General features: G+C 74.7%; 6 protein-coding genes. All 6 read right to left on the reverse strand.

Translation table 11 applies throughout. The features are described 5' to 3' along the window. Positions 1-251 precede the first annotated feature (251 nt). Positions 252-1,565 carry an activator-dependent family glycosyltransferase gene (locus F4562_RS05760; RefSeq protein WP_184549013.1) on the reverse strand — a complete coding sequence of 438 codons (1,314 nt, stop codon included), beginning with the start codon at positions 1,563-1,565 and terminating at the stop codon, positions 252-254. A gap of 510 nt (positions 1,566-2,075) precedes the next feature. After that, positions 2,076-4,631: an FtsX-like permease family protein gene (locus F4562_RS05765; RefSeq protein ID WP_184549011.1), complete on the reverse strand. Its 2,556-nt coding sequence runs from the start codon at positions 4,629-4,631 to the stop codon at positions 2,076-2,078. Beyond that, positions 4,631-5,431: an ABC transporter ATP-binding protein gene (locus F4562_RS05770; RefSeq protein WP_184549009.1), complete on the reverse strand. Its 801-nt coding sequence runs from the start codon at positions 5,429-5,431 to the stop codon at positions 4,631-4,633. The genes F4562_RS05765 and F4562_RS05770 overlap by 1 nt, the downstream gene beginning before the upstream one ends. Before the next feature lie 155 nt (positions 5,432-5,586). Continuing rightward, entirely contained in the window at positions 5,587-18,954 is a 13,368-nt protein-coding gene (locus F4562_RS34635; protein ID WP_184854763.1) for a type I polyketide synthase, read from the reverse strand. A 140-nt stretch (positions 18,955-19,094) separates the two neighbouring features. Beyond that, entirely contained in the window at positions 19,095-20,336 is a 1,242-nt protein-coding gene (locus F4562_RS05780; protein WP_184544078.1) for a type III PLP-dependent enzyme domain-containing protein, read from the reverse strand. Further along, a complete protein-coding gene (locus F4562_RS05785; RefSeq protein ID WP_246473357.1) occupies positions 20,333-21,835 on the reverse strand; it encodes an AMP-binding protein in 1,503 nt (500 codons plus the stop codon). The genes F4562_RS05780 and F4562_RS05785 overlap by 4 nt, the downstream gene beginning before the upstream one ends. Between the last annotated feature and the right edge of the window lie 32 nt (positions 21,836-21,867).

The raw sequence follows: 21,867 nt of genomic DNA on the forward strand, positions 1-21,867 counted from the left end.
GAAGGCTTGTCCGATCGAGCACCGCATCCGGGATGAGAAGACGAATGCGTGCCCCCGCGGGTCGCGGGCCGGTGTGCGATCGGCACGGTAGTCGGCGTCGGAAAGGCGCTTTTGAGAAGCGCCGATGAAAGCGGCGCGAAGGTGCCCGGTGAAGGCGCGCCGCAGGAACATCGGAAAGGACGGGAATCCGGCCGCGCCGGGATCCGGGCACCTTCGCGGGCCGATACGGGGCCGGCCCGCTCCGGGACCCGTCACGCCTGGGCCGCGTCCCCCGCCCGGCGGTCCCGGGGCCCGCCCGCCCGGTGGCGCGCGACGAGGTCCTCCAGGACGCACACGAGGTCGCGCGGGGCCGGGGTGGTCTGCGCCACCCGCCGCAGCCGGGTGGCGTTCTCCCGGAACGACGGCTCCCCGATCAGCCGCACCAGGTTCTCCCGCAGCGTCCGCGTGGACAGGTCGGTGGGGTCGACGACCAGGCCGGCACCTTGCTCGGCGATCTGCCGGGCCATGCCCGCCTCGTCGTAGAGCGCGGCGGGGACGACGAGCTGCGGCACCCCGTGCGCGATGGCGGTGCCGAAGGTGCCGGTGCCTCCGTGGTGGACGATCGCCGAGCAGCTGGGCAGCAGCGCGTTGAGCGGGACGTAGTCGACGATCCTGACGTTGTCCGGCACCTTCACGTCGGGGTCGAGCTGGTTGGCCTTGAGGGTCGCGACGACCTCGACGTCCAGGTCGGCCACGGCGTCGAACAGGTCGGCGGCCCGGATGCTGCCGTGCCCGCCCCACATCTCCCGGCCGGACACCCCGAGGGTGAAGCAGACCCGGGGCCGGTCGGGGCCCGCCTCACGGAGCCAGTCGGGGATGACGGCCGGGCCGTTGTAGGGGACGAAGCGGACAGGCAGGTAGTGGTGCTCGACCGGGAAACGGGTCCACAGGGGCATCGAGTCGACGGTGGCCTGGCCCAGGATGGCGTCCTCGTGGAACGGGAGGCCGTACCTGGCCAGCTTCGCGGTGACCCAGTCGGCCACCGGGTCCTCGCGCACGTCGCCGGGCTGCCGGTCGCGCATGCTCAGAAACAGCGAGCGCATCCGTCCCCAGTGGTCCCGGCCGAAGGTGGAGCGGACGTGCGCGGCGCCGCACGCGTGGGCGGCCACCGGGCCGGGGAAGGTGATCGAGTCCCAGACCACCAGGTCGGGCCGCCACTGGCGGCAGAAGGCGACCAGGTCGTCGTACATCGACTCATCGGTGATCAGGTCCAGCGCCAGCGGCGAGGCGAACGCGGCCATGCAGTCGCGCACGTACTCGTAGGTGAGCACCTCCGGGCGCTCCTCGGCGATGTCGAAGCCGGAGCCGAAGATGTGCTCCTCGGGAGCCATGCTCGCCAGCCGCTCGGCCACGTTGGACGGCTGCCCTACCGGCAGGGCGGTCAGACCGGTCCGGGTGACCTCCTCCACGATGTCCGGCTGGGTGGCGACGATCACCTCGTGCCCGGCGGCCCGCAACGCCCACGCGATCGGGACCACGAGGAACAGGTGCGCGGTCGCGGCGTGCAGGGTGAACAGGACACGCATCGGTTTTCCTCCGGATGGTTGGTCGGCACGACCGGTCAGGCCGCATTCCGGGACCGTTTTTCGAATTCGCTGTGGTTTTCCGCGGCGGCGTTTCACCGCGCGGGTTCCGGCACGGCCCTGGAATACTCCGCCCGGGAATCTTCCGTGCGCCGTTTCCCGCGCCGAATCAATTAGCACGGTACATACGGGCGGGCCGCGGAACCGACCCCTAGGCCACCCCTGCGCCGCCCCTGTGGCCTGCCCGGCCCGGCCCCCGCGGCGCCGTCCGCGGGAGCGGGGCGGAGCAGGGCGGACACGCGGAAGCCACCCCCTGGAAAGGGGGTGGCGGAAAGAGGGGGACGGGGTCACCCCTACGCGCGGGCCGGGGAGCGGGCCGGGAGGGCGGACCTGAGGGGCCCGGGGGACGGATCCCCTGCGGTCACCCGCCGGCAGGCCGGGCAGGCGGACCCGAGGGGCCCTGGAAAGCGGGCCCCCGCGAGCCCCCGGCCACCCGCCCCCGCGGGCCCCCGGTCACCCGTCGGCCGGGCCGGCCGCGGCGGGGCGTGGACGGATGATCAGCCAGGTCGGTGACAGGGCCCCCATCAACGCCGACAGGGCGGCGGCGCAGACCGCGATGACGTAGATCCACACCGGCCCGGAGGGCAGCGGGGACCCGTTGGTGGCGATGGTGAACGGCAGCAGGGCCGGCATGAAGAAGACGGTGCCGAGGCCGACGCCGATGACGGCGACCAGGACGCCCTCGATCCCCACCATCCGCAGGATCTGCCCCCGGCTGGAGCCGATCAGCCGCTGGAGCCGGAACTCCCTGCACCGGCGCGCCGCCCCCGCGGCCTGGGTGGTGACGACCGAGATCACGACGAAGACGACGGTCGTCCCGATGAACAGGTAGTTCACCCACGCCCGCGTGCGCTGCTGGTCGGTGTGGACGGCGGTGAGCACCCCGCCGTCGGTCACCCGCAGTCCCGGCACGGCCGCGACCGACCGGGCGAGGGCGGCGGTCACCCCGGGGACGTCGGCGGCGGAGGCCGCGCGGACGAGGATCTGCGGCGGCAGGCCGGCCGTGGTGTGGGCGGCCAGCAGTCCGGCGGGCATCAGGATCGTCTCGGCTCCCGGGCGTGCCGAGAACAGGGCGACCAGCCGCAGGTCGACCGCGTGGCCGTCGCCCAGGCGCATCCTGACCACGTCGCCGAGACCTCGGCCGAGTTGGCGCGCGTGCCCCTCGGCGAGCGCGACGGTGTTGCCGCGCAGGCCGGTGAGCGTGCCCGAGGTGAGGGTGAACGCGGTGACGTGCCCGGCGTCCTCCCCGCTGATCCCCTGGACCGGCCAGCCGTCCTCGCTCTGCCAGGCGTCGTGGGGGTGTTCGAGGAACGCGGTGCCGGTCACGAACTCCGAGGCGCCCGCGACACCGGGAAGGCTCCGGACCCTGCCGAGCAGGGCGGGGGCCAGCCCGCCGGTCTCCGCGGTGAGCACGGCGTCGGCCCGCAGGTTCTTGATGTAGGCGCGCTCGGCCACGTCCGCCTGGGTCGTCTGGAGGTAGACGTTGGACAGGGCGATCCCGGTGACGAGCATGATGGGCGTGATCGCGGCGGCCATGCGGACGGTCCGTGCCCGCGCGTTGAGGATGGCGAGGTGTCCCGTCTGGCCGAAGAGGGCCCGCACCGGCCTGCGGAGCAGCTCGGTCATCGCCCCGGTGATGCGGGACGCGATGAGGGTCAGCCCCACCGCCAGGGCGAGCACGGTCAGGCAGACGACGCTCACCGCGGGCGGGCGAGGCGCCAGCGCCGCGGACAGGGTAAGCGCGGCGCCGCCGCCGAGGCAGACCAGGACGATCGCCGGCCGCACCGGTCCGGGTGGGCGGTCCCGGAGCACGGCGCCGCCGGGTTCCATGACGTTCGGGGCCCGTGAGGCCCGCCGGGCGGGGAGGTAGGCGGCGGCGGCCGCGGCGAGCATGCACGCCGCGGCGGCCACCGGCACCGGGATCCAGCTCTGCTGGAGCGGCATCACCCCGGGGACCACCCCGTCGGCCACCAGCCGGTCGAACAGCCACCGGCCGAGGTGCGGGCCGAGCAGGCAGCCCGGCAGTACGGCGAGCGCCGACACGGTGACCGCCTCGCCCAGCACCATGCGGCGGATGCGTCCCGGGGGTGTGCCCATCGCCCGCAGCAGCGTCATCTCCCGCATCCGGTGCTCGACGGAGAGCCGCAGGGTGCCCGCCACGACGAGCAGGGCGACCAGGAGCGTTATCCCCCCGGTCACCCCGGAGATGAGCAGGAGGTTGTCACCGCCGTCCCTTCCCTGCGGGAACTCGGCGATGCCGCGGTCGTCGCCGGTCAGCACCAGTGCGGGGTGGCCGCGCAGCGCGGCCCGTATCCGTTGCCGGAGCTCCCCGGCGTCGACGCCGGGGGCGGGCACCACGGCTATCGCGTCGACCGACCGGGGGTGCCCGGTCAGGCGCCGCGCATCGGCCGCGGAGAAGAACATCGCGGCCTCGGTGACCGCGCGGCCGGTCGCGGGTGCGGCGACGCCGGTCACCTGGTAGGTCTCGGTGACGCCACCGACCGCGACCTCGACCCGGTCGCCGGGCCGGGTGCCGGACCGGCCGGCGAGGGCGGCGTCGAGCACCACCTCGCCGGGACCGGCCGGCGGGACGCCCACGTCGAGCTCGTACGGCGTGAGCGCCGCGGAGCTCCAGTCGTGGCCGGTCCCCGAGGGCCGCTCGCCCCGGAGGACGGTGGCCGGGAAGGACAGGTCGCCGACCACGCCGGCCGCGCCGGGGACCGCGCGCACCACGTCGAGCAGGACGGCGTCGAGCCGTACGCGCTCGGTCAGGCGCACCCACTCGACGTCCTCGTCGCGCGGGCCGGCCTCGGGCAGGGCGTAGGAGGGGTCTCCGGTCACCACGACGGCCGCGCCGGCCAGCCGCTGGGGCGGCACGATCTTGCGGAGACCGGTCTCGGTGAGGGTCCCCGCGGCGGAGAGGATCACCGCGCAGAGGAACATCGCGGTGAAGACGGCGGTGAAGAGGTCCTTGCGGAACGACAGGGTGCGCAGGGCGAGGCGCCACATCAGCCGACATCCTCCCCTTTCTCGTCCGGCAGCCGGTCCCAGAGGCCGAGATGGGTCATCCGCCGGGCCACGGCCCTGTCCATCGGGAGGTTCAGCTCGTCGATGATGCGGCCGCAGGACAGGAAGGCGACGCGGTCGGCGTAGGAGGCGACCAGGGGATCGTGGCTGGCCATGAGCACCGTCTGACCGGTCTCGCGCACCGTGTCCCGCAGCAGGTCCAGGATCTCTCCGCTGTCGCGGGCGTCCAGCGCGCCGGTCGGCTCGTCGGCGAAGATCACCGTACGGCGGGTGATCAGGGCCCGTGCGATCGCCGCCCGCTGCCGCTGCCCGGGGGACAGCTCGGCCGGCCGGTGGCGCGTGTGACCGGCCAGGCCGACCCGCCGCATCACGTCCACCAGCAGGGACGGGTCGGGTCTGCGGCCCGCCAGCGACAGCGGCAGGGTGACGTTCTCCTCCACGTCCAGGGCGGGCAGCAGGTTGAACGTCTGGAAGATGAAGCCGACCCGGTCGCGGCGCAGCCTGGTCAGCGCCGCCTCGTCGAGCCCGGTCAGGTCCTCCCCGTCGAGGAGGACCGTCCCGGAGGTCGGGCGGTCGAGCCCGGCGGCGCACTGCAGGAGTGTGCTCTTGCCGGACCCGGACGGCCCGATGATCGCGGTGAGGCTGCCGCGCGGGCAGCCGATCGTCACACCACCCAGCGCGACCACCTGGCCCGTGCCGCTCCGGTAGGTCTTTCGTACCGAGTCGAGCCGGACGATCTCGTCGGCTCCTTCGTTCTCCGTGCGAATCCCTTGGGCGTCCATGGGGCGAAGCGTAATTAGCGGATCATAGACATCACATCGGCCTGAGGTGCCATTCACCTCATTCCTCCGGCGGGTGGTGGTGGTGAGGGTCCGGTTGTCCCGGGGAAGGGGCTCCTCGCGCGTGACGCGAGGAGCCCACCCCCGGTCGTGGCTCCTCACAGCTCGCTGTCGAGGATGTCGAACAGCTCGTCCGCGGTCGCCGAGGCCAGTTCGGCCCCGTCCCGCTCGCCCGGCTCCCCGGGACGCGCTCCGGCCCACCGGGAGGTGAGGTCCTTCAGACGGGCGGTGATCCTGTCGTGCTCGGCCGGGTCCGCCAGGGCCGTCTCCATGGCGTGCTCCAGCCTGGCCAGCTCCGCCTCCAGCGCCGCCGCCGGTGATTCCTCGCCGACCAGCTCGGTCTTGATGTGGCCGGCGACCGAGGCCAGCGTCGGGTAGTCGAAGATGAGGGTGGCGGGCAGCCGCACCCCGGTGGCGGAGCCGAGCCGGTTGCGCAGTTCCACCGCGGTCAGCGAGTCGAAGCCCAGCTCCTTGAACGGCAGGACCGCGTCGACCGCGTTCTCGTCGGCGTACCCGAGGACGGCGGCGACGTGGGTGCGGACCAGGTCGAGCAGGAGCCGGTCGCGGCCCGCGGGGGGCAGCGCCTCCAGTTGCCGCTGCAGCGACGGGCCGGTCTGCTCCGGGGTGGCGTCGCGGGCCGCCCGGCGGGTCCTGGCGGTCACCAGGCCGCGCAGCATCGCCGGTGGTTCCCCGTCCCGGGAGCGCAGCGCCGCGAGGTCCAGCCGGATCGGCACCAGCGCGGCCTCGCCCAGTTCGAGCGACGCGTCCAGCAGCGCGGTTCCCGCCTCCGCCGACAGCGGCAGCAGGCCGGAGCGGCGCAGCCGCTGCAGGTCGGTCTCGCCCAGCGCGCTGGTCATGCCGCCGATCTGCGGGTCCCACATGCCCCAGGCCAGCGAGACCCCGGGCAGGCCCGTGATCCCGCGGTGCTCGGCGAGCGCGTCCAGGAAGGCGTTCGCCGCGGCGTAGTTGCCCTGCCCCGCCCCGTCCAGCGTGCCCGCCGAGGAGGAGAAGAGGACGAACGCCGACAGGTCCAGCTCCCGGGTGAGCTCGTGCAGGTGCCAGGCCGCGTCCGGCTTCGGCCGCCAGACCGCGTCCACCTGGGAGGGGGTGAGCGATCCGACGACGCCGTCCGCGACGACGCCCGCCGTGTGGACGACCGCGGTGAGCGGGTGCCCGGCGGGCAGGCCGTCGAGCAGCGCGGTCAGCGCGGCCCGGTCGGAGACGTCGCAGGCGGCCACGGTGACCTCGGCGCCCAGTGCGGCCAGTTCGTCGCGGAGCCGCTCGGCCCCGGGGGCCTCCAGGCCGCGGCGTCCGGCCAGCAGGAGGCGGCGTGCGCCGTGCCGGGTCACCAGGTGCCGGGCGACCAGCGCGCCGAGGCCGCCGGTCCCGCCGGTGACGAGCACGGTCCCCTCCGGGTCGAGCGGCGCGGGCACGGTCAGCACGATCTTGCCGGTGTGCTTGGCCTGCGCCATGAACCGGAACGCCTCCGGCGCGCGGCGCACGTCCCAGGCCCGGACGGGGGGCGGGGTGAGCGCCCCCCGCTCGAACAGCCGGACCAGTTCGGCCAGGATCTCCGCGGTCCGGTCCGGTCCCGCGTCGGACAGGTCGAACGCCCGGTACGCGACGCCGGGGTGCCGGGACGCGACCTCCTCCGGGCGACGGATGTCGGTCTTGCCCATTTCGGCGAACCGGCCGCCGCGGGGCAGCAGGTCCAGGGAGGCGTCGACGAAGTCGCCGGCCAGCGAGTTGAGCACGACGTCGACGCCGTCCCCGCCGGTGGCCCGCAGGAAGCTCTCCCGGAAGCCCAGGTCGCGGGAGGAGGCGACGCGGTCGCCGGTCAGGCCGAGCGCGCGCAGCGCGTCCCGTTTGCCGTCGCTGGCCGTGCCGAACACCTCGGCGCCCAGGTGGCGGGCGAGTTGCACCGCGGCGACGCCCACGCCGCCGGCGGCGGCGTGCACGAGCACCTTCTCCCCCGCCTCCAGGCCGGCCAGGTCGACCAGGCCGTAGTAGGCGGTGGCGAACACGGCCGGCACGGAGGCCGCCTGGGCGAAGGTCCACCCGCGCGGCATCCGCACGACCATCCGGTGGTCGGTCACGGCGTACGGGCCGAAGCCCGCGTCGATGAGGCCCATCACCCGGTCGCCGGGGGCGAGCCGGGTGACGCCCGGCCCGACCTCGACGACCAGGCCCGCGGCGTCGGCGCCCAGGTCCGCCCGGTCGGGGTACATGCCGAGGGCGATCATGACGTCGCGGAAGTTCAGGCCCGCGGCGCGGATCGCCACCCGCACCTGGCCCGGCTCCAGCGGCCGGTCGGCCGCGTCGCACGGCGTCAGGGCGAGGTTGTCCAGCGTGCCCGGCCGGGTGATCTCCAGGCGCCAGGCGCCCGCGCCGGCCGGGGGTTCCAGCGTGCCCTCCGGGGTCGCCCGGCCGAGGCGCGGGGCCAGCGCCTGCCCGCCGCGCAGCGCCAGCTCGGGTTCCCCGGCCTCCAGCGCGCCGGGCAGCGCGTGGTAGGAGGTGTCGCCGCCGTCGATGTCGAGGAGCAGGAACCGGCCCGGGTTCTCCGCCTGGGCGGCGCGGACCAGGCCCCACAGGGACGCCTGGGCGAGGTCCGGCGCGCCGTCGTCGGAGGTGGCGCGGACGGCGCCGCGGGTCACCACCGCCAGCCTCGTCCCGGCGAGGCGCTCGTCGGCGAGCCACGCGCCGAGCAGGTCCAGCATCCGGAGTGTCGCGGCCCGCGCGGCCTCCGGCGCGGCGGCGTCGCCGTCCCCTCCGGAGCCGTCCCCGCCGGAGGGGACGGGAAGCAGCACGGTCGCCGGCCGGGCGGGCAGGGTGCGCAGCGCGTCGAGATCGGCGACGGAACGGGCCTCGAACCCGGCGGAGCGCAACGCCCGGCCCAGCTCGTCCCCGACGTCACCGACGTCCCCGGTGTGCCCGGTGTGCCCGGTGCCGAGGATCGCCCAGTCGCCGGTGGCGGCACCGGCGGGCACGGACGTCCAGCGCACCCGGTGGAGCGACTCGCGGTGCGCGTCCCGGGCGGCGCCGAGCTGGTCGCCGGAGACGGGACGCATGGCCAGCGAGCCGATCGTGACCACCGGGGCACCGGTGCCGTCGGCCACCTGGAGCGAGGCGGCGTCCGCCCCGTCCCTGACGACCCTCACCCGCGCCGCGGAGGCACCGGTCGCGTGCAGCGCGACCTCGCTCCAGGCGAAGGGCAGCTCCACCGGCCGATCCTCCGCCGGCTGCCCGCCGAGCTCGACGGCGTGCAGGGCGGCGTCCAGCAGGGCCGGGTGGATGCCGAACCCGGCGGCGTCGGCGGCGAGGTCGTCGGGCAGCGCGACCTCGGCGAACACCTCCTCGCCACGGGTCCAGGCCGCGCGCATGCCCTGGAAGGCCGGGCCGTATCCGGCGCCTTCGGCGGCGAGCCGCTCGTACAGGCCGGTGAGGTCCACGGGGGTGGCGCCGGGCGGCGGCCACTCGGCCAGGTCGAAGGACGGCGCCGGGGAGGCCGGGGCCAGCACGCCGGTGGCGTGGCGGGTCCAGGACTCCTCTCCGGTGCCCGTCCGGGAGTACAGCGACAGGGTGCGGCGGCCCGTGTCGTCGGCGGCGCCGACGACCGCCTGGAGCGCGACCCCCTCCTTGGCCGGCAGGACCAGCGGCGCGTGGAGGGTCAGCTCCTCGACCGTCTCGCAGCCGACCTGGGTGCCGGCCCGCACGGCGAGCTCGACGAAGGCCGTGCCCGGCACGAGCACCGTGCCCAGGATGGTGTGGTCGGCGAGCCAGGGGTGGCTCGTCAGCGAGACCCGCCCGGTGAGGACGGCGCCGCCGGACTCGGGCAGCGCCACCACCGCACCGACCAGCGGGTGCTCGGCCGGGACCTGCCCGAAGCCGGTCGCGTCCCCGGCGACGGCGCCGCCGGTCTCCAGCCAGTAGTGGCGGTGCTGGAAGGCGTACGTGGGCAGCTCGACCCGGCGCGGGGCCCGCGGCCCGGACACCTCGGTGAAGAACGTCTCCCAGTCCACCGCGTGCCCGGCCGCGTGCACCGCACCCACCGCCGACACCACCTGCGCCACCTCGTCCCGATCCCGACGCAACACCGGCACGAACACCACCTCACCGGCAGCCCCGGCAGCGGCGAGGCCGGAACCGGCCGCGGTTTCGGTCTCGGTATCGGACCCGGCCGAGACACAGTCCTGGCCCATCGCCGACAACACCCCGTCCGGACCCACCTCCACGAACACCCCCACCCCGGCCGCACGCAAAGACGCGACCCCGTCGGCGAACCGCACCGCCCGCCGCACATGCGCCACCCAATACCCCGCGCCGCCCAACTCCTCCCCCGCCACCCGCCCGGTCACGTTCGACACGATCGGGAACCGCGCCGGCCCGTACGCCACCCCCGCGGCCACCGCCTCGAACTCCGCCAGCATCGGCTCCATCCGCGGCGAATGAAACGCATGACTGACCCGCAACCGGCGACTCTTACGGCCCAACACCGCAAAGCGCGCACCCACCCGCTCCACCACGTCCACATCCCCCGACACCACGACGGCGGCCGGGCCGTTGACCGCCGCGATCCCGACCCGCACCCCCTCGGGATCGACCTCGGCCAGCACCCCGGCCACCTCCGCCTCGGCCGCCCGCACCGCCAGCATCGCCCCACCCTCCGGCAGCGCCTGCATCAACCGGCCCCGCGCCGCCACCAGCGCACACCCATCGGCCAGCGAGAACACCCCCGCCACCTGCGCCGCGGCCAGCTCCCCGATCGAATGCCCCAGCAGATAGTCCGGCACCAGCCCCCACCCCTGCAGGGTGCGGAACAGGCTCACCTCCACCGCGAACAACGCCGCCTGCGTGAACACCGTCTGATCCAGCAACGCCGCCTCCGCGCTACCCGGATCGGCGAACATCACCTCCCGCAACGGACGCGGCAGATGCCCGTCCAGATGCGCGCACACCTCCTCCAGGTGCGCGGCGAACCCGGGCAACGCCCCCGCCAGCACCCGGCCCATCCCGGGACGCTGACTGCCCTGCCCGGAGAACAACACCGCCAACCGGCCCTCACCGGCCCGGCCCCGCACCACCCCGGGGCCCGACCGGCCGCCCGCCAACGCCGACAACCCTTCCAGCACCCCGGCACGGTCCCCGCCCACGACCACCGCACGGTGGTCCAGGGCCGTGCGCGTGGTCGCGAGGGAGTAGGCGAGGTCGCCGAGCGCGAGGTCCCCGCGCTCCGTCACGAACTCCCGCAGCCGCTCGGCCTGGGCCGTCAGGGCGTCCTCGGTCCGCGCGGAGACCAGCACCGGCAGCGGCAGCCCGGCGGTCGCGTCCGGCACGGCCCCGTCCGGCACGGTCCCGGTCTCCGCGGCGGCCTCTTCGGCGGCGGGCGTCGCGGCGGTCCTGGCGGTCGAACCGTCGCGCCGCCCGTCCCCGGCGGTGTCGGCCTCGCCGGGGACGTCGGCCGGGGCCTGCTCCAGGATGACGTGCGCGTTGGTGCCGCTGATGCCGAAGGACGACACCCCGGCCCGGCGGGGACGGCCGCTGTCGGGCCACTCGACCGGCTCGGTCAGCAGCGACACCGCACCCGCCGACCAGTCGACGTGGGAGGAGGGGGCGTCCACGTGCAGGGTGCGCGGGAGCACGCCGTTGCGCATGGAGAGCACCATCTTGATGACGCCCGCGACGCCCGCGGCGCACTGGGTGTGGCCGATGTTCGACTTGACCGTGCCCAGCCAGAGCGGCCGGTCGGCGGGGCGGTCCTGGCCGTAGGTGGCCAGCAGCGCCTGCGCCTCGATCGGGTCGCCCAGGGTGGTGCCGGTGCCGTGGCCCTCGACGGCGTCGACGTCGCCGGGGGTGAGGCGGGCGTTCTCCAGAGCGCGGCGGATGACCCGCTGCTGGGAGGGGCCGTTGGGGGCGGACAGGCCGTTGCTGGCCCCGTCCTGGTTGACCGCGCTGCCGCGCACCACCGCCAGCACCGGGTGGCCGTTGCGGCGCGCGTCCGACAACCGCTCCAGGACGACCATGCCGACGCCCTCGGAGAAGACGGTGCCGTCGGCGCCCTCGGCGAACGCCTTGCACCGGCCGTCGGGGGCCAGGCCGCGCTGGCGGCTGAACTCCACCCACAGCTCGGGGGTGGACACCACCGTCACGCCGCCGGCCAGCGCGAGCGTGCTCTCGCCGCGGCGCAGGGAGTCGCATGCCAGGTGGAGCGCCACCAACGAGGACGAGCACGCGGTGTCGACCGTTACGGCGGGTCCCTCGAGGCCGAGCACGTAGGAGACGCGGCCGGACATCACCGAGCTGGAGTTGCCGGTCAGCAGGTAGCCCTCGACCCCCTCAGGGAGCGTGGCCAGCCCGGTGGCGTAACCGGTGGCGGTGGCTCCGACGAACACGCCGGTCGCGCTGCCCTTGAGCGTGTCCGGGGCGATCCCGGCCCGCTCCAGCACCTCCCAGGACGCTTCCAGCAGCAGCCGCTGCTGCGGGTCGGTGGCCAGGGCCTCGCGGGGCGAGATGCCGAAGAAGCCGGCGTCGAACTGTCCCGCGTCGTGCATGAAGCCGCCCTCGCGGGCGTAGCTGGTGCCGTGCCGGGTGGGGTCGGGGTCGAAGAGCCGTTCCAGGTCCCAGCCCCGGTCGGTGGGGAATTCGGAGATGGCGTTCCCGCCCTCGGCCAGCAGCCGCCACAGCGCCTCCGGCGAGTCGACGCCGCCGGGGTAGCGGCAGCTCATGGCCACGATGGCGATGGGGTCGTCGTCCGCCGGGGCGGTGACGGCCCGCGCGTCCGGCGCGGCGGGGGCGGTGGCGGTGGTGCCGGCGGTGGCGCCGAGCAGCCGCTCCTTCAGGTGCTCGGCCAGCGCGGCGGGTGTCGGGTAGTCGAAGACGAGGGTGGCCGGCAGGCGGAGCCCGGTGGCGGCGTTGATCTTGTTACGCAGCTCGATGGCGGTGAGGGAGTCGAAGCCGAGCTCCTTGAAGGCGCGGGTGGACTCCACCGCGTCGGTGTCGGAGTAGCCGAGCACGGTGGCGGCCTGCGCGCGGACCAGCGAGACGAGCATGCGGTCCCGTTCGGTCTCGGGCAGGCCCGCGAGCCGCTGCTGCAGGGGGGAGCCGTCGGCGGGGGTCGCGGATGCCGTCACCTCACGGCGGGTGGAGGTGCGGACGAGTCCGCGCAGCAGCGCGGGCAGGGTGTCGGTGCGGGTGCGCAGCGCGGCGAGGTCCAGGTGGATCGGCACCAGCAGGGCCTCGTCGAGCGCGCGGCCTGCGTCGAACAGGGCCATGCCCTCCTCCGACGACAGCGCGCGGGCGCCCGACCGCTCCATGCGGGCCACGTCGGCGTCGGTGAGGTGCGTGCTCATGCCGCTGCGCTGCTCCCAGAAGCCCCAGGCCAGTGAGGTGGCGGGGAGCCCGTGGGCCCTGCGGTGCGCGGCCAGCGCGTCGAGGAAGGCGTTGGCGGCGGCGTAGTTGGCCTGCCCGGCGTCGCCGAAGACCCCGGCGGCCGAGGAGTAGAGCACGAAGGCCGACAGGTCGAGACCGCGGGTCAGCTCGTGCAGGTGCCACGCCGCGTCCACCTTGGGCCGCAGCACGGTCTCCAGCCGGTCGGCGGTGAGCGTCCCGATCACACCGTCGTCGAGGACGCCGGCGGTGTGCACCACCCCGGTCAACGGCCGATCGGCCGGAACCGCCGCCAACAGCGCGGCCAACGCCTCCCGATCCGCCACATCACACGCGGCCACCGTGACCTCCGCCCCCAGCCCGGCCAGCTCCGCCTCCAACTCCGCCACCCCCTGCGCGTCATGCCCGCGCCGGCTGGTCAACACCAGATGCCGCACCCCGTGCACCCCCGCCAGATGCCGCGCCACCAGACCACCCAGCGTCCCGGTCCCCCCGGTCACCAGCACCGTCCCGGCCGGATCGAACACCCCCGGCACGGTCAACACGATCTTCCCGACATGCCGGGCCTGCGACAGGAACCGGAACGCCTCCGGAGCCCGGCGCACATCCCACGACCGCACCGGCAACGGCTCCAGCACCCCACGCCCGAACAGCCCCAGCACCTCCGCGAACATGCCGTGCAGGCGGTCGTAGCCGGCCTCCATCAGCGAGTACGGGAGGTAGGAGACACCGGGGCAGGCCGCGGCGACGTCGCCGGGGGTGCGCAGGTCGGTCTTGCCGAGCTCCAGGAACCGGCCGCCGCGGGGCAGCAGGCGCAACGAGGCGTCGACGAACTCGCGGGCCAGCGAGTTCAGCACCACGTCCACCCCCCGCCCGCCGGTCGCCTCCAGGAAACGCCCCTCGAACTCCAGATCCCGCGAGGACGCGATGTGCTCCCCGTCCAGCCCCAGCGACCGCAGCACCTCCCACTTGGCCGGGCTCGCGGTGGCGAACACCTCGGCACCGAAGTGCCGGGCCAGCTGCACCGCCGCCATGCCCACCCCGCCCGCACCCGCGTGCACCAGCACCGACTCGCCGGCGCGCAGCTTCGCGAGGTCGGCGAGGCCGTAGTAGGCGGTCAGGTAGACGACGGGCAGGGACGCGGCCGTCTCGTAGGTCCAGCCGTCGGGGATCGGCGCGAGCAGCCGCCGGTCGGTGACCCCGACCGGACCGAACGCCCCGTCCAGCAGGCCCATCACCCGGTCGCCCGGGGCCAGGTCGGCGACGTCCGCCCCGACCTCCAGCACGGTTCCGGCGATCTCACCGCCGATCGGCTCGTCGTTCTCGGGGACCATGCCGAGGGTGACGACCAGGTCGCGGAAGTTGAGCCCGGCGGCGCGGATCGCGACCCGCACCTCGTCCGGCCCCAGCGCACGCGCCGCCTCCGGAGCCGGCACCAGCGCCAGATCCGCCAGACTGCCCTTCACCGGAGCGTCCAGCCGCCACTCGGCCACCCCCGCCGGCGGCACCAGCCCACCACCGGAAGCCGCCCGCGCCAACCGCGGCACCAGCACCGCCCCCGACCGCACCGCCACCTGCGGCTCACCCGACGCCACCGCCGCCCGCACCGCCGACCCCGGCACCGGCCCGTCCTCCACGTCGACCAGCACGACCCGGTCCGGGTTCTCCGACTGCGCGGCACGCAGCAGGCCCCACACCGGGGCGTTCACCAGGTCGTGCACGTTCTCGCCGGGGCCGGTCGAGACGGCGCCGCGGGTGACGACGACGAGTTTCGCCGTCTCCAGCCGCTCCTCGGCCAGCCACCCCTGCACCAGCTCCAGCGCCCGCCGGGTGGCGGCGTGCGCCGCACCCGCCACGTCGTCGCGATCGTCCCCGGTGCCGAACGTCGTGAACACCACGCCGGGGACGGTCCCGGCACCGGCCAGGGCGTCCAGACCGGCGAACTCCGCGACCTCCGCCCCCGCCGCCCGCAACCCGGCGGCCAGACCGAAGGAGTCAGGACCGAGCACGGCCACACCCCCCGCGGAGACCTCCTCCACCGCGGGCACGGTGACCCAGTCGAGACGGAACAACGCGTCACGGTGGGCGGCGGAGGCCGCGGCCAGTTGCTCGGTCGAGACCGGCCGCGACACCAGCGACCGCACCGAGGCGATGGCGGCACCCGAGGCGTCGGCCAGCCGCAGCGACACCGTGTCAGGGCCGTCCGACCAGAGCCGTACCCGTGCGGTGGCGGCGCCGGTGGCGTACAGGGACACCCCCGACCACACGAACGGCAGACTCACCCCCTGATCCGCGGTCTCCAACAACGACTCCGCATGCAACGCCGCATCCAGCAACGCCGGATGCACCCCGAACCGCTCCGCCTCCCCACGCACCCCCTCCGGCAACGCGACCTCCGCGAACACCTCCCCACCCCGCCGCCACGCCGCCCGCAACCCCCGAAACACCGGACCGTACCCATACCCCCGCCCCGCCAGCCGCTCATACACCCCCGCCAGATCCACCGGCTCGGCCCCCACCGGCGGCCACTCCACCAGATCGAACACCTCCGCCACCCCCGGCGCCACCACCACCCCCACCGCATGACACACCCACGGCGCATCCACCGCCGCCTCCTCCGACCGCGAATACACCCCCACCGCACGACGCCCCGCCCCGTCCGGCGCCCCCACCGACACCTGCAACCGCACCCCGCCGCCCTCGCCCAGCACCAACGGCGCCCGCAGCGTCAGCTCCTCCACCACCCCGCACCCCACCTGATCACCGGCACGCACCGCCAGCTCCACGAACGCCGCCCCCGGGAACAACACCGTCCCCGACGCCGCGTGATCAGCCAGCCACGGATGCGTCCGCAGCGACAACCGACCGGTGAGGAGCACGCCGTCGGAGTCGGCGAGCATCACGGCCGCCCCCAGCAGCGGGTGTTCGACGGCGACCAGGCCGGCCGAGGTGACGTCGCCGACCGGGGTCGCGACGTCCAGCCAGTAACGCCGGTGCTGGAAGGCGTAGGTCGGCAGCTCGACCCGGCGCGGCCCGTACGGGGCGAACACCGGCTCCCAGTCGACCCGCACGCCGCGGGTGTAGACCTCGGCGACGGAGGTGAGGAAGCGGCGGAGCCCGCCCTCGTCACGGCGGAGGGAGCCGGAGGCGGCGGCCTCGACGCCGGTCTCGTCGATCGCGTCCTGGACGCTCATCGCCAGCACCGGGTGCGGGCTGGACTCCAGGAAGACGCGGTGCCCGTCGGCCAGCAGCGTCTGGACGACCTGGTGGAACTCCACGGGGTGGCGGGCGTTGCGGAACCAGTACTCGGCGGTCAGCTCCGCGGTGTCGAGCAGGCCGCCGGTCACCGTGGAGTAGAACGGGATGTCCCCGCTCTTGGGCGACACCGGGGCGAGCATCTCCAGCAGCCGCTCGCGCAGCGGTTCGACCTGCGCGCAGTGCGAGGCGACCGTGGACGGGACGATCCGCGCGCGCACCCCGGCGGCCTCGCACTCGGCGACCAGTTCGGCGAGCGCGTCCGCGTCGCCGACCACCGTCGAGGAGAAGGGGCCGTTCTTGCCGCCGACGGACAGCTTGCCGTGCCAGCGGGCGAGCCGCCGCTCGACCTCGGCGGACGGCAGCGCGATCGCGGCGACCGCCCCCTTGCCGACCAGGGTCTCGGCGAACAGGCGGCTGCGCAACACGATCACGCGCACCGCGTCGGCCAGCGTCAGGCCGCCCGCCACGTACGCGGCGGCGACCTCGCCCTGCGAGTGGCCGACCACGGCGGCCGGGCGGACGCCGAAGGACTCCCACAGCGCGGCGAGCGACACCATCACCGCGAACAGCACCGGCTGGAGGACCTCCAGCCGGTCCAGGGACGGCGCGCCGGGCTGACCGCGCAGCACGTCGAGGACCTTCCAGTCGACGTAGGTCTCGATCTCGGCGGCGCAGTCCCGCATGCGCCGGGCGAAGACCGGTGAGGAGTCGAGCAGTTCGACGGCCATCCCGGCCCACTGCGACCCCTGGCCGGGGAAGACGAAGACGGGACGCCGCTCGGCGGTGGCGACCCCCTCGGCGACGCCGGGGGCGGACTCCCCCTCCGCCAGGGCGGCCAGGCCGGCGAGCAGTTCCTCGCGGTCGCCGGCGACGACCACCGCGCGGTTCTCCCACTCCGAGCGGGTGGTCAGCAGCGAGTGGCCGAGGTCGATCGGCGTCAGGTCCTCCCGGGCGGCCACGTGGGCCGCCAGGCGGGCCGCCTGCGCCCGCAGCGCCTGCCTGCCCTTGGCCGAGACCACCACGGGCACCGCGACGGGGCGTGCCCCGTCGCCGGCGGCCGGGACGGCCTCGCCCTCGGCGACGGCCACGCCGGCGGGGGCGGCGGGCGCCTCCCCGGCCGCCGGCTCGTCCTGGGCGACGGGCTCCTCGATGATCACGTGGGCGTTGGTGCCGCTGACACCGAAGGAGGAGACGCCGGCCCGGCGCGGGGCGCCGGTCTTGTCCCAGGGCAGGTGCTCGGTCAGCAGTTCGACCGCGCCGAGCGACCAGTTGACGTACGGGGACGGCTCGTCCACGTGGAGGGTGCGGGGCAGCAGCCGGTGCCGCATCGCCATGACCATCTTGATCACGCCGGCCACGCCCGCGGCGGCCTGGGTGTGGCCGATGTTCGACTTGATCGAGCCCAGCCGGAGCGGCGGGGCGTCGCCGCGGTCGCGTCCGTAGGTGGCCAGCAGCGCGTGCGCCTCGATCGGGTCGCCCAGCTTGGTCCCGGTGCCGTGCGCCTCGACGGCGTCGACGTCCCCGCTGGAGAGCCCGGCGTTGGCCAGCGCCTGGCGGATGACGCGCTCCTGCGACGGTCCGTTCGGCGCGGTGAGGCCGCTGCTGGCGCCGTCCTGGTTGATCGCCGACCCGCGGATGACCCCCAGCACGGGGTGACCCCGGCGGAGGGCGTCCGACAGCCGCTCGACCACGATGACGCCGACGCCCTCGGAGAAGCCGGTGCCGTTGGCGGAGGCCGCGAACGCCTTGCAGCGGCCGTCGGCGGCGATCACGCGCTGGCGGCTGAACGCGGTGTAGGTGCCGGGGGTGGACATCACGGTCACGCCGCCGGCCAGGGCGAGCGAGGTCTCACCGGTCCGCAGCGACTGGCAGGCCAGGTGGATGGCGACCAGGGAGGCCGAGCAGGCGGTGTCGACGGTGAGCGTCGGGCCCTCCAGCCCGAAGGTGTAGGCGACACGCCCGGACACCACGCTGGGGGCGTTGCCGGTGACGAGGTATCCCTCGACGTCGCCGGGGGCCTTGTCCAGGCGGGGACCGTAGTCCTGCGGTTCGGCGCCCATGAAGACACCGGTCTGGCTGCCCCGCAGCGAGCGCGGGTCGATGCCGGCCCGCTCCAGGGCCTCCCAGGCGGTCTCCAGGACCAGGCGCTGCTGCGGGTCCATCGCCTCGGCCTCGCGGGGGTTGATCCCGAAGAAGGCGGCGTCGAACTCGGCGGCGTCGTGCAGGAAGTGCCCGACCCGGGCGTAGCTGGTGTTGGGCGTCTCCGGGTCGTCGTCGAAGAGGCGTTCCAGGTCCCAGCCGCGGTCGGTGGGGAACCCGGTGAGCGTCTCGCCGCCCTCGACGACGAGCCGCCACAGCTCCTCGGGGGTGGCGACGCCGCCCGGGTAGCGGCAGCCGATGCCGACGATGGCGATCGGCTCGTCGGACCCGGCCGCGGCGTGGATCTCGGCGGTCTCCTCGCCGGCCAGGCCGAGCACCTCGGTGTACAGGTAGGCGGCGACGGCGGCCGGGGTGGGGTGGTCGAAGGCGATGGTCATCGGGAGTTCGGCGCCGAGCGTCTCGGCCAGCCGGTCGTGCAGTTCCACGGCGGCCAGCGAGTCGAAGCCCAGCTCCTGGAACGCCTGGTGGGGATCGACCGCGTCCGGCGCGTCCGGCAGCACGGTGCGCAGGATCTCGACCGTCAGGTCGTGCACGATCTCGACCAGGAAACCGGTCCGGCGCTCGGCGGGGAGCTCCGCCAGCCGGAGCGCGAACGCCGAGGGCTCTCCCCATCCCCCGTCCGGGGCGCCGGAGGTGCCAGAAACGAACTGCTCGGACTCGCTCATCCGTACACTCCACGTCGTATGGAAAAGTCGTATAAAACGGCAAAGTCACATGAGAGGCGCCGGGCACGTGGCCCGGGCGGGGAGGAGCGAGCCGTCTCGCTCCGCGCGTCCCGGCCCCGGGGACACCGGGGCCGGAGCGCTCACTGGTAGGTGCGGACGAACTCGATGCGGGAGGCGGACACGACCTCGCCTCCGCGCACCACGACCTCGGCGGGGGCGGGCCGCCCCAGGAACATCAGCAGGCTCGCGGTCATCCCGTACGCGCCGGCGTTGGGGATGCCCACCACGTCGCCGATCTTCAGCACCGGCAGCCGCACGTTCTTGCCGAGGATGTCGCCCGGGGTGCACAGCGGCCCGGCCAGGGTCGCGACCTCCTGCTCGGCGGGGCCGGCCCCCTCGGGCAGGTCGTCCTCGGCCGGGCGGACCGACACCGGCAGCAGCCGGCCCAGGCCGGACATCCCGCCGAGGGTGTTGATGCCGGCGTCGAGGATGACGAACTTGCGTCCGCGGCTCTCCTTGATGTTGACGACGGTGGACAGCAGCTCGCCGCAGTCGCCCACCAGGTGTCGGCCGGACTCGCAGGCCACCCGCGGGGTGCCCTCGCGCCAGGCGGGGAAGTGCTCGTCGAGGATGGCCGAGAGCTCCGCCCGGAGGTTGGGGTAGACGGGCCGCTCGCCCGGCGTCAGGTACGGGGCGGCGAAGCCCCCGCCGATGTCCAGGAAGCGGATGGGCAGCCCGGCCTCCCGTTCGAGCCGCGCGGCGACCGAGATGGTGTTGCGAAACTCCGCGACGAGGCTCTCCTCGTCCTTGGAGTTGCTCAGCGAGAACAGGTGGACCCCGGCCAGGCGGGTGCCGGGCACCGTCCGCAGCTCGGGCATCAGCTCCGGCAGCGTCTCGCTGTCGATGCCGAACTGCGACGGCGTGCCGGTCATCCGGATGCTGGTGGCCGCGCTCGACGTGGCGCTGTTGACCCGCAGCAGGCAGTCGACCACCACGCCGCGACCGGTGGCCACCTCCCCCACGTGCTGGAGGTCGGTCGGTGACTCCACCGAGAACATGGCCACCCCGGCGTCGACCGCGGCCTCGATCTCCGCGTAGGTCTTGCCCGGCCCGGTGTAGAGCACCTGGGAGCCGTCGAAGCCGGCCTCCAGCGCGGCGGCCAGCTCGCCGGTGGAGCTGATCTCCGCCATGCAGCCGTTCCGCCCGTCCCCCCGCAACGCCCGCGCGATCTCCGGGTGCGGGTTGGCCTTGAAGGAGAAGAAGAGCTCGACGCCCTCCGGCAGCGAGGACAGCAGGGCGTCGCGGGCGGCCGTGACGCGGTCGAGGTCGTAGACGTACAGCGGGGAACCGTAGCGGGCGACGAGGTCGGCGTGGCGGCTCACGGGGCACTCCCCTCCAGAAGCAGCGTCAGCTGCTTGCGTTCGTTCTTGCCGTTGAGGGTCAGCGGGAAACGGTCCAGGACGTGACAGGCCGCCGGCACCTTCGGCGGTTCCAGCCGCAGGGCCAGCTCGCGCAGGACCGCGTGCGGGTCGAGCTCGCCCTCGACGAACACCACCAGGTCGCGTTCCCCGGCCGGGGGCAGCGCCACCGCCGCCCGCACGCCGGGGATGTCCATCGCGGCGGCCTCGATCTCGACGGTGCTCATCCGGGTGCCCCTGCGCTTGAACATGTCGTCGCGCCGGCCCTCGAAGTAGAGGTAGCCGTCCTGGTCGAGCCAGCCGTAGTCGCCGGTGTGCAGGCGCGTCCGGCCGGTCTCCGGGTCGGGACGGTAGGCGCGGGCGGACAGCTCCGGGTCGCGCCAGTAGCCGGCCATCACGTTCGGCCCGTCCACCACGATCTCGCCGACCTCCCCGGCGGGCAGCGGGCGTCCCGCATCGTCCAGGATCAGCACCCGGGTGCCGGGCAGCGGCCTGCCGGACGCCCCGGGACGCTCGCGGTCCAGCTCCGGCTCCATGATCGTGACGCGCTTGCACTCGGTGATGCCGTACATCCGCACCACCCGCGCACCCGGGAACGACTCGTGCAGGTTCGCGATGGTCGCGGCGGGCAGCGCGGCGCCGGTGTTGGTGAACATCCGCACGGCGGGCGCGGAGCCGGGGGCCCGCCGGGCCAGGGTCGCGATCATGCTGCCCAGCGAGGGCACGATCGGCACGACCGTCGCGCCGCACTCGCGGATCTGCTTGAGCAGCACCAGGTCCGGCTCGTCCCCGGCCAGCACCAGCTCGGCGCGGCCGAGGGCGGACAGGAAGATCTGGTACAGGCCGTAGTCGAAGGACATCGGCGGCCGGCAGAAGACCACGTCGCCCGGCCGGTAGCCGAGCACCGCGTTGATGGCGGAGGCGGCGAAGACGACTCTGGCGTGCGGGCAGACCACCGCCTTGGGTGCGGCCGTGCTGCCCGAGGTGTAGATGAGGATCGCGACGTCCTCGCCCCGGGCCCCGGCCGGCTCGTCCCGCCCTGACGGGCCCGAAGACCCCGGGGACCCCGAGGACTCCACGCGGGCCTCGACATCGGCCCAGACGTCGTCGATGTCGTGCACCGGCACGGTCGCGTTCTCCCGCGCCGCGTCGCCCGCCTGGCCGGAGACGAGGACGAGCGCGGGCTCGGAGTCGCCGAGCACCGAGCGCAGATGGAAAGGTTTCATCCCGGGGTTCAGCGGCACGAGGACGGCACCGCGCCGGGAGACGCCGTAGACGATCGGGACCGTCTCCCGCCGGTTGGGCAGCTGGACGATCACGCGGTCGCCGGGGTCCACCCCGTTGTCCGCCAGCCAGCGCTCCACGGCGTGGCTGAGCTCGACGACCCGCCGGTAGTCCCACCCGCCTCGCGAGTCGCGGACCGCGGGGTCCGCCGGGCGGTCGGCCGCGGCGTCGTCCAGCAACTGGTGTATGAGATCCGACCGCGGGGACCGCG

The sequence above is a fragment of the Streptosporangium becharense genome, assembly GCF_014204985.1.
GTDB classification, from domain to species: domain Bacteria; phylum Actinomycetota; class Actinomycetes; order Streptosporangiales; family Streptosporangiaceae; genus Streptosporangium; species Streptosporangium becharense.

Excerpts from the sequence above, each read along its gene's own strand:
- F4562_RS05760 (WP_184549013.1), bottom strand. The coding sequence starts at position 1,565 with ATGCGTGTCCTGTTCACCCTGCACGCCGCGACCGCGCACCTGTTCCTC.
- F4562_RS05770 (WP_184549009.1), bottom strand. The coding sequence starts at position 5,431 with ATGGACGCCCAAGGGATTCGCACGGAGAACGAAGGAGCCGACGAGATC.
- F4562_RS34635 (WP_184854763.1), bottom strand. The coding sequence starts at position 18,954 with ATGAGCGAGTCCGAGCAGTTCGTTTCTGGCACCTCCGGCGCCCCGGAC.
- F4562_RS05765 (WP_184549011.1), bottom strand. The coding sequence starts at position 4,631 with ATGTGGCGCCTCGCCCTGCGCACCCTGTCGTTCCGCAAGGACCTCTTC.